General features: G+C 46.7%; 6 protein-coding genes and 1 pseudogene. 3 read left to right on the forward strand and 4 right to left on the reverse strand.

Annotated features, from left to right (window positions below; translation table 11 throughout):
• Positions 1 to 302, reverse strand: a 302-nt coding sequence (locus CAG68_RS21160; protein WP_337250520.1) for a UPF0758 domain-containing protein, incomplete at its 3' end; no start/stop codon positions are given.
• Between the two features lie 114 nt (positions 303 to 416).
• Positions 417 to 2,090 (reverse strand): methyl-accepting chemotaxis protein, encoded by a 1,674-nt coding sequence (locus tag CAG68_RS21165; protein ID WP_033905951.1) that lies wholly within the window; start codon positions 2,088 to 2,090, stop codon positions 417 to 419.
• Between the two features lie 193 nt (positions 2,091 to 2,283).
• Here CAG68_RS21165 and coaBC point away from each other — a divergent pair.
• The 3 genes and pseudogenes from coaBC to CAG68_RS21180 all read left to right on the forward strand — a co-directional run bounded on the left by coaBC (position 2,284) and on the right by CAG68_RS21180 (position 5,209).
• Positions 2,284 to 3,490 (forward strand): annotated as a pseudogene (gene coaBC / locus CAG68_RS21170) (bifunctional phosphopantothenoylcysteine decarboxylase/phosphopantothenate--cysteine ligase CoaBC).
• A gap of 171 nt (positions 3,491 to 3,661) precedes the next feature.
• Positions 3,662 to 4,252 (forward strand): nucleoid occlusion factor SlmA, encoded by a 591-nt coding sequence (slmA, locus tag CAG68_RS21175; protein WP_005379386.1) that lies wholly within the window; start codon positions 3,662 to 3,664, stop codon positions 4,250 to 4,252.
• A 6-nt stretch (positions 4,253 to 4,258) separates the two neighbouring features.
• Positions 4,259 to 5,209, forward strand: coding sequence for a Kdo(2)-lipid IV(A) acyltransferase (locus CAG68_RS21180; protein ID WP_017634992.1), 951 nt, complete (start codon positions 4,259 to 4,261; stop codon positions 5,207 to 5,209).
• 84 nt (positions 5,210 to 5,293) lie between these two features.
• Here the strand turns inward: CAG68_RS21180 and pyrE are convergent, their stop codons facing one another.
• Entirely contained in the window at positions 5,294 to 5,935 is a 642-nt protein-coding gene (gene pyrE, locus CAG68_RS21185; RefSeq protein WP_017634993.1) for an orotate phosphoribosyltransferase, read from the reverse strand.
• Positions 5,936 to 6,039: 104 nt separating this feature from the next.
• Positions 6,040 to 6,756, reverse strand: a complete 717-nt coding sequence (rph, locus tag CAG68_RS21190; protein ID WP_017634994.1) for a ribonuclease PH — start codon at positions 6,754 to 6,756, stop codon at positions 6,040 to 6,042.
• Between the last annotated feature and the right edge of the window lie 203 nt (positions 6,757 to 6,959).

Genomic DNA, 6,959 nt, shown 5'->3' on the forward strand with positions numbered 1-6,959 from the left:
TCACCACGCTTTAGCGTCTCCGCCAAGTAACGTTGTGTCATTTCTAGTACAGCTTGCAATTGAACATACTTGGCTTGCCCTAATCCTTTGTGACGACAAAACTCTTCTTCTGATGCTGAAAATAGTTGTCTGAGCGAACCAAAGTCTTGAATAAGGAAGTCTGCAAGCTCAATCACGTTCATTCCGCGGGTGCCTGTGCGCAAGAAGATGGCCAGTAGCTCAGCATCGGTCAAAGCTTGCGGCCCTCGTTGCAGTAGCTTCTCTCTGGGCATGGACTCATTTGGCAAAGCTTTCAGTATCATCTGATGTCTCTTTATATGGAAAGTGTCCCTATTCCACAAAACAAAAAGCGAAAGTCGAGTATGACTTTCGCTTTCTTCGTACTATCAGTGTTTTCCATGCAACTTAACAGTTCATCAGAGTTTAAAGTTGCCAACCAAGCCGTGAATTTCTGTTCCAGACTGTGATAGCTGCGTGCTGATTGACTCGGCATGCTGCAACGTCTCATTAATGTTGTTCACGATCTGTTGAATAGCCACTAAGTTTTGGTTGATGTCTTCTGCAACCGCGCTTTGTTCTTCTGCGGCAGACGCGGTTTGAATACCCATATCTCGAATTGTTCCGATAGAATGATGAACACCAGAAAGAGATTGCTGAATGAGCGCAGATTCTTCCGCCGTTTTGACACCTCGTTTTTGGCTCACCGACATCGTACTGACCGCTCTTGATACACCATTTTGTAGCTGCTTGAGCATGTCGCCAATTTCATGAGTACTATTTTGCGTACGACTGGCTAACGAGCGCACTTCATCCGCAACGACGGCAAACCCTCGACCTTGCTCACCGGCTCTAGCCGCTTCAATCGCCGCATTTAGGGCCAACAAATTCGTTTGCTCGGCTATCTCGCCAATCACATCCAGCACTTTGGTTATTTTTTCGGTCTGTAAACTCAACTCAGAAATTGCATCTGACGTGCTGTCTATCTCCGTCACGAGTTCGGTAATGCCTTCTATTGCTTGCTCGACCTCATGCTGAGCGGCGGTGACTTGACTGTTGGCATCGTCAATTGCCTGCGCGGTCGCATTAGTATTGCTGGCTACTTCTTTGGCAGTCATGCTCATTTGTGTCACCGCAGTCACGACTTTGTCCGTCTCTAAACAGTGGTCCTGCATTTGGCCGCTCGCTTGGCTGGTCTGAGTGTTCAGGCTTTGGGAAACGGTTTGTACTGTCGTCGCAGAGCGGTGGATATCCTGCATCAGTGGGTGCAGCTTATCCATAAACTCATTAAACGCCGCTGCCACTTCACCGACTTCATCCTGACTTTCGACTTTTAAACGAGCCGTTAAGTCACCGCCGCCTGCGGCAACATCTTTTAATGAAGCCGCGACATGTTGTAATGGCTGAATGCCTTTAGACACCACGATACTGGTGAGAACACTGGTAATGATCAATCCAATAGCGGAAATCAACACGGCAGATAATGTATGCTCTTTTAGCTCTTGAGTCTTTAACTCTCTGTGCATCGCAACTTGTTGGTCGATGTCATCAATATAAACGCCAGTACCTAAAACCCAGTCCCATTTAGATAGATATTCTGCATAGCCCAACTTAGGCGCTTGTGCGTCAATGGTCGGTTTGTGCCACGAGAAATAGAGGAACCCATCCCCTTTTTGAGAAGCGTCAATCAAGCCCGCAATAACTGCGACCCCATTTTCATCTTTTAAGTCGTAAAGGTTTTTACCCTCTAATGCAGGTTTGATGGCGTGCAACGTATTCACACCTTGAGAGTCGTAGGCAAAAAAGTAACCATCGCTTTCAAAGCGCATGGCTTTCAGAATTTCTTTTGCTGCCTCTTTATTACTTCCATTTACATCCGTGTCGTATAACGGTTTTATCGCCGTCACGCCCATCATCATATAGGCTTGTAACTCTTTCTTTTTCGTTTCGATGAGCTCTTGCCTGTCTCTTGCCAGCTCCGCTTCCAAACTTTTACTGCTGTTGATGTAATACACCACTGAGATCAACGTGGTGATCAACAACAGCGGAATTAGGGTTATCAGCAGCAATTTGTTTCGACTTTTCAACACCATGGTTTCCACTACCTCTTTTTCTTTTCAGACTTGCAAACTCCGCGCAACTTGTCTGTGAGGTAGGCGAGAATTTTCCCTTCCTCGGTCAGATTAATACTCTGGAGTTTGATGTGAATTATCTTCTCGTTATATATGCTCGGGCGGTCAGACTTTGAATTGTGTTAAAATCCGGTCATCAAATTGGAGATCTCACATGCAAACACTAGCAGGAAAGAAAATTCTACTCGGCATCAGTGGCGGTATTGCCGCGTATAAATGTGCGGAGCTAACCCGTCGCCTCATAGAGAGAGGAGCGCAAGTTCAAGTTGTAATGACGAAAGCCGCAAAAGAGTTCATTACCCCTTTCCCCTTTAACCATGCAAGCCGTTTCGGGCCGTCCTGTCTCGGACAGTTTACTAGACCCAGCAGCGGAAGCCTCTATGGGCCATATTGAATTGGCCAAATGGGCAGATTTAGTGCTATTAGCGCCCGCGACCGCGGACTTAATCGCGCGCATGTCCGCAGGCATGGGGAACGATTTACTTACTACGCTCGTGCTCGCGACGGATTCCCCTGTTGCTGTTTCTCCTGCGATGAATCAACAGATGTATCGCAATATCGCAACCCAAGAGAACATCGCTACGTTAGCGCGTCGTGGTATGCACATCTGGGGCCCTGCGGCAGGAGAGCAAGCCTGTGGTGATGTAGGACCAGGTCGAATGCTGGAACCAATGCAGCTAGTACATCTATGTGAACAGTTCTTTCAACCAAAATTGCTAGAAGGTAAGTCGATACTCATTACCGCCGGACCAACTCGCGAAGCGATTGATCCAGTGCGTTACATTACAAACCATAGCTCCGGGAAAATGGGCTATGCATTGGCGAGCGCCGCAGCGCAGATGGGAGCAAAAGTCACCCTCGTGAGCGGTCCTGTCAGTTTAAATACGCCCGTAGGTGTTGAGCGCATAAATGTTTCCAGTGCACAAGAGATGCACGAAGCCGTTATGACACATGCAAACCAGCATGATGCCTTTATTAGCTGCGCTGCCGTTGCCGACTACCGCCCACAAACGATCGCGTCTCAAAAGTTGAAAAAGACAGAAGACAACGACGAAATGGTCATTAATATGGTTAAAAATCCTGATATTGTTGCATCTGTGGCAGCAATGACGGAGAAGCGTCCGTTTACCGTCGGTTTTGCGGCTGAAACCAATGATGTAGAGACCTATGCTCGAGGCAAGTTAACAAAGAAAAACCTCGATATGATCTGTGCAAACGACGTTTCGGTTGCAGGGCAAGGATTTAACAGCAACGACAACGCAATTACCCTTTACTGGCCTGAAGGTGAACTTGCGCTCGCTTTAGAATCAAAAGAAGCATTGAGCTTTAAAATTCTCGAAAAAATGCATCAATTGATGTAACTAACGTTTGAAAACCCTGCCAATTTTTTACAAAAGCTGGCATAAATTTGGTACAAAAATGACAACTAAGGGTGTTAAATCTCCCATTCCACCCTTAGTGGTCTAGTTTGAGGCGAAATAGCGTCTTATAATCCCCTCCGCTCAACTTTGTATTTTGAAAGGAAGTAACTAATGGCCGGCAGTAAAAAATCCAACCGTCGTGAAGAGATCTTACAAGCATTGGCAGAAATGCTTGAATCAACAGATGGCGCTTCACGCATTACTACGGCAAAACTGGCCAAGCAAGTCGGCGTTTCAGAAGCCGCGCTGTATCGTCATTTCCCAAGTAAAGCGCGCATGTTCGAAGGGTTGATTGAGTTCATTGAAGAAGCCTTGATGACACGTATCAACCGTATTCTAGACGACGAAAAAGATACACTAGAGCGTATTCGTATGGTGATGCACCTTATTTTGGCGTTCTCTGAACGTAACCCAGGTCTGACACGCATTTTGTCGGGTCATGCTCTAATGTTTGAAAATGAACGTCTACGTGAACGCATCAATCAACTCTTTGAGCGTATAGAAACACAATTGCGCCAAATCCTGCGTGAACGTAAGATTCGTGAAGGGAAGTCTTTCCCTGTCGAAGAGCGCATCCTAGCCGCGCAAATTCTGGGACAAGTTGAGGGGAGCCTAAACCGCTTTGTGCGTAGCGACTTTAAATACCAGCCGACTGCAAACTTTGACGAGTACTGGGCGCTTTTGAGTGCACAAATAAAGTAAAAGACTATGAGTAAAGACAAATACACGCAGCCCGAGTTTTCTCTTTCACTTCTTCACCCTCGTAACTGGGGCGTATGGCTTGGTTTTGGTCTGTTGGCCATCCTCGTCAATATTCTTCCTTATCGGCTGCTGCTTTCATTAGGTCGTTCACTCGGTAAACTTGGCATGCGCTACGGTAAAAAGCGTGTCCACGTTGCTCAGCGTAACTTAGAATTGGCCTTTCCAGACAAAACACCTGAAGAGATTCAACATATTGTTGAAGAGAACTTCAAAAATACTGGTATGGCACTGATAGAAACCGGAATCACTTGGTTCTGGCCGACTTGGCGCTTTAAAAACCTGATCGTCGAGAAAGATCTCGGCGCACTGCGTGAAAAAGCCAAAGAAGGTAAAGGAGTCCTACTTTGTTGTGTCCATGCTCTAAATCTAGAGATCACTGCGCGTGCTTTCGCCGTGTTAGGCGTGGCCGGGTACGGCGCGTTTCGTCCACATAATAATCCTGCTTATAACTTTATCCAGTATTGGGGACGGACACATAACGGCAATAAACTGATTGATCGTAAAGATGTAAAAAAGATGATTCGTGTTTTACGCAGCGGTGAGCGTCTGTTCTATTTACCGGACCACGATTACGGTCGCAAAAAATCAGTATTTGTGCCCTTCTTTGCCGTAGACAATGCGTGTACGACAACAGGCACGAGCATTCTGGCGTATACCTCAAAATGTGCGATCATCCCAGGCTCAGGGTTTCGCAATGACGAAGGGAAATACGACATCATCGCCGATAAGTGCATTGAAGCCGATTATCCACAAAAAGACGAAGTCGCCGCTGCCGCTTATATGAACAAGTATGTGGAAGAAGTCATTCTACGCGCTCCAGAGCAATGGATGTGGCTCCATAAACGCTATAAAACCATGCAAGATGAGCATGTCGAGAAAGGCATTCGCTATAAGTAAGTGGTCAAGGCGATGAATCCAAAAACAAAAAAGGGCAGATGAATATCCATCTGCCCTTTTTACTTTTTCAGAAAAAGTAACCAATTAAATGCCGTATTCTGCGCGGTATGCTTTGACTGCTTCTAGATGCTCTTTGTCTGTGCCTTTCTCTTCAAGGAAAGTCACAAGGTCAGTCAGGCTAACGATCGAGATGATTGCACAACCAAAGTCACGCTCCACTTCTTGGATCGCAGACAATTCACCTTTGCCTTTTTCTTGGCGGTCAATCGCAACCAACACACCAGCAAGGTCTGCACCATTCGCCTTGATGATTTCCATCGATTCACGAATCGCAGTACCTGCTGTGATTACGTCATCCACTAGCATGATTCGACCTTCAAGCGCAGAGCCTACAAGGTTACCGCCTTCGCCGTGATCTTTCGCTTCTTTACGGTTGAAGCAGTAAGGCGTGTCGATATCGTGGTGATCCGCCAGCGCGACTGCTGTTGTCGTCGCGATTGGGATACCTTTGTACGCCGGGCCAAACAGTACATCAAACTCAATGCCAGAATCAGCAAGCGCGGCTGCGTAAAAACGACCAAGACGCGCTAGGTCACGACCAGTATTGAAAAGACCAGCGTTAAAGAAGTACGGGCTTTTACGGCCAGATTTCAAAGTAAACTCACCAAACTTAAGAACTTCTTTCTCAAGTGCAAACTCAATAAATTCACGCTGGTATGCTTTCATTATTTTCTCTCTATGTCCTTGGTTTCTTGTGTCTCTTCTCGACAATCATTCATTTCTCTATTGTCGAGATAAAAAAATAGCCCCCATAATGGGAGCTATCTAAATCAATTGGCTAACGCCGCCTTCTGCGCTGCGACAATTTCCGTAATGCCGACTTTCGCCGACTCGAGCAATGCCATCAGCTGTTCGTGACTGAACGGTTCACCTTCTGCGGTGCCCTGAATTTCAATCATCTTGCCTTCTTCTGTCATTACCACGTTCATGTCTGTGTCTGCCGCTGAATCTTCAACGTATTCAAGGTCACACAGAACATCATCACCTAGCAAACCAACTGAAACTGCCGCTACGTGGCCTTTCATTGGGTTTGCTTTTAGCTTGCCGCTATCTACTAGGTGTTGGAATGCATCGGCCATTGCAACACTTGCGCCGCTGATGGATGCAGTACGCGTACCACCGTCAGCTTGGATAACGTCACAGTCAACGGTGATCATGAACTCACCCATGGCTTTTAGGTCGACAACAGCGCGTAGGCTTCGCGCGATAAGACGCTGAATTTCCATCGTACGGCCGCCTTGTTTGCCACTTGCCGCTTCACGACGAGTACGCGAATGTGTTGCTCGAGGTAGCATGCCGTATTCAGCTGTAACCCAGCCTTTACCTTGACCTTTTAGCCAACGTGGCACAGATTCTTCGACGGTCGCATTACACAACACTTTGGTGTTACCGAACTCAACTAGCACTGACCCTTCAGCGTAAGCTGTGTAGTTACGAGTAATTTTGATAGGGCGAACTTGATCCGCCTTGCGATCGTTTGGACGCATGGGCATCTACCTTAAATATGAGGAGAAGACGATTTGGTTGGGCGAAGATTATAACGGAATCGATTCCGGATTCATAGGTTACGCATCTGGCACAACATAAACAATCCATACATCCCGCGCACCTATCGACGCAGCGTGATACACTCTTGAAGTAATTTTCAAAAAATGAAGACAGGAAAATTCGATGATTTACAGTATGACAG

The organism is Vibrio sp. V42_P2S4T144 (genome assembly GCF_009904715.1).
Taxonomy (GTDB): domain Bacteria; phylum Pseudomonadota; class Gammaproteobacteria; order Enterobacterales; family Vibrionaceae; genus Vibrio; species Vibrio alginolyticus.